The organism is Candidatus Megaera venefica (assembly GCF_034554655.1).
Taxonomy (GTDB): Bacteria; Pseudomonadota; Alphaproteobacteria; order Rickettsiales; family Rickettsiaceae; genus Megaera_A; species Megaera_A venefica.
On the sequence record NZ_JARJFB010000201.1, the window covers coordinates 1 to 2,531 of the forward strand.

The 2,531-nt window shown below is 32.6% G+C and carries 2 protein-coding genes; both read left to right on the forward strand.

Going from position 1 to position 2,531, the window contains the following annotated elements; genetic code table 11:
- The first annotated feature begins 244 nt into the window (after nt 1-244).
- Nucleotides 245-2,002, forward strand: coding sequence for an ABC transporter ATP-binding protein (locus Megvenef_RS08820; RefSeq protein WP_410519775.1), 1,758 nt, complete (start codon nt 245-247; stop codon nt 2,000-2,002).
- A gap of 201 nt (nt 2,003-2,203) precedes the next feature.
- Nucleotides 2,204-2,531 (forward strand): transposase (locus Megvenef_RS08825; protein WP_322776028.1); only part of this gene is annotated, 328 nt, incomplete at its 3' end.

A 2,531-nucleotide genomic window follows, 5' to 3' on the forward strand; every position in this document is an offset into this window, starting at 1 on the left:
ATTGATAACGAAAACATTAACTAATAAAGTTATTGGAATCCCTATCTATTTATTGTGATCTAAATGATATTATTCATTATATCGTTAGCATTTTCAAACATTGTTGATGGCAACAAAGTATAACTAAATTAACTATTCGGGATACTCACTATTTATGGTATTTAGTTAATTGAGTTCAATAATTATTCAAATAAAATTTAGAAAGGTTTAATATATTTTCCAGTTTGAACATTTTATTGATTCTATTAATTCTAGAAAAACCCAGCTAAATACTTTTAAACTATATAAGCACTTCCTTTTTTCTAGTCAAAAAAGACAAGTAGTATCCTTAATTACTTTGGCTCTTTTAACTGGATTAATACCTTCAATAGATAGTCTATTTCTTCAGAATATAACTGACTCTATCGAAGCTTACTCAGATAAAGCCCTGTCAAATGTTGATTTACCAACTTTACTCTTTAAGTGGGTGATAATCTACGCTTTATGGTGGGAAAGCTTGAATATTTTATGGCGAGTCTATGACTATCTATATCTAAAAGCAATGCCAAAAATTAAGGCACATGTGACTGACGAATTTTACGATTATGTGCAGTATCACAGTCACGAATTCTTTCAATCAAATCTTGCTGGCGATATCACTAATAGGATATCTGAAGCTTCTAGATCCATAGAAATGGTCTTTGCTTATATTAATGAATCAATAGTCAGAAAATTATCTGTTTTAATATTCGCGTTGGCAACCTTATATTCTGTCCACTCAACTGTTGCACTTATTTTCTTTTGTTGGTTGTTTGTATTTATAGGCACTAGCTTATATTTTTCTAAAACAATAAATAACTACTCTAGAGTATTTAGCAAAGATAAGGCACTTGTATCTGGCAAGATTGTTGATGCTATATCAAATAGCTCTGTAATTAGAATGTTTTCTTCTCATAAATTTGAGCGAAAATACCTTAAAAAATACATACACAACACTGTAAGGAGTGATCAACGCTTACAGTGGTTTATGTTTAAACTAAGATATGCACTCGGCTTGTCATGCACTATAATGATCGGATTCATGATCTACTATATAATATCTTTGCGTAGCAATCTTGAAATAACAATCGGTCAATGCGTCCTTATTATAACGCTTTGTATATCTGTTATTGAGGACATTTGGGACTTAACTCAAGAGTTTGGCGATCTGTTTGAACAAATCGGCGCCTTTAACCAAAGCATTAGCTTACTCGAAGAATATTCTATCAAAGATATTCCAGGGGCAAAAAAGTTATATGTCGAATCCCCATCTATCGAATTTAAAAATGTAACCTTTCGTTTTCGTAATAATGATAATAGTTTTGACAATAAATCAATATCTATTCTTCCGTACGAAAGAGTTGGCCTTGCTGGCTTTTCTGGATCTGGAAAAACCACTTTTACCAACATGATCTCTAGATTATATGAAATAGAAAGCGGCAATATCTTAATCGACGGACAGGATATTAACCAAGTTTCGTTGGATAGTTTACATAAGAATATATCGGTTATACCTCAAGAACCAATTCTATTTCATCGTTCTATTCGAGAAAATATTTTATACTCTAATCCAACTGCATCAGATGAAGAGCTAATAGAAGCGGCCAAAGCGGCCCACATACACGACTTTATTATAGGATTACCAGATCAATATGAAACTATTTGCGGTGAAAGAGGCAACAATTTCTCGGGCGGCCAAAGACAAAGAATTAGTATTGCTAGGGCTTTTCTAAAAAAAGCACCAATTCTCATTTTAGATGAAGCGACCAACTCGCTTGATAGCCATACAGAACAGCTAATCCAAAAATCACTTCAAAAATTAATGTTAGGTAAAACTGTACTTGTTATTGCTCATAGACTTTCAACATTGTTACATATGGACCGAATATTAGTCTTTGCTGATGGCCATATTGTCGAAGACGGACCACATACCGTGCTTCAAAAAGATGGTATAATATATAAAATGCTCTGGGATAATTATTGAACCTGAACTTGATATAAGAAGCGATGATGACAACTTTAGCCGAATTAAGTTATAGTCAATTTAATTAACTTGGACTATAGATAGTCCCTCCGTCAAAACTCTCCCCGCCTGAATTAACAAGGGGTTTCATGTCATAAACAGCTTACAAAATCCATAAGAAAATGGTATAATTACCGCATAAAGCTTACGGATTTTAAAATTATGCCTATAGAAAATATTACTTTTCTCCAAAAACAAGAAAGGTTATTTGAAGAGAAATTATCTACAAAACTAAATCCTAAAAACAAGTTATATAAACTAAGGGATTTAGTAAATTGGTCTGAACTTGAAGCCAGAGCATTGCCTAACATTGAAATCAAGCAATTTGGTAGAAATAAGAAAGATCATAGAGTAATGCTAGCACTATCAATGCTTCAAGCTATGTACAACGGTTCTGATTCGTTTACGGAGGAAGAGCTAAAGGAAAATATTTATTGGCAATATTTTTGTGGTTATGAATATTTGCAGCAAGATCTTGATGTGTCTGAAG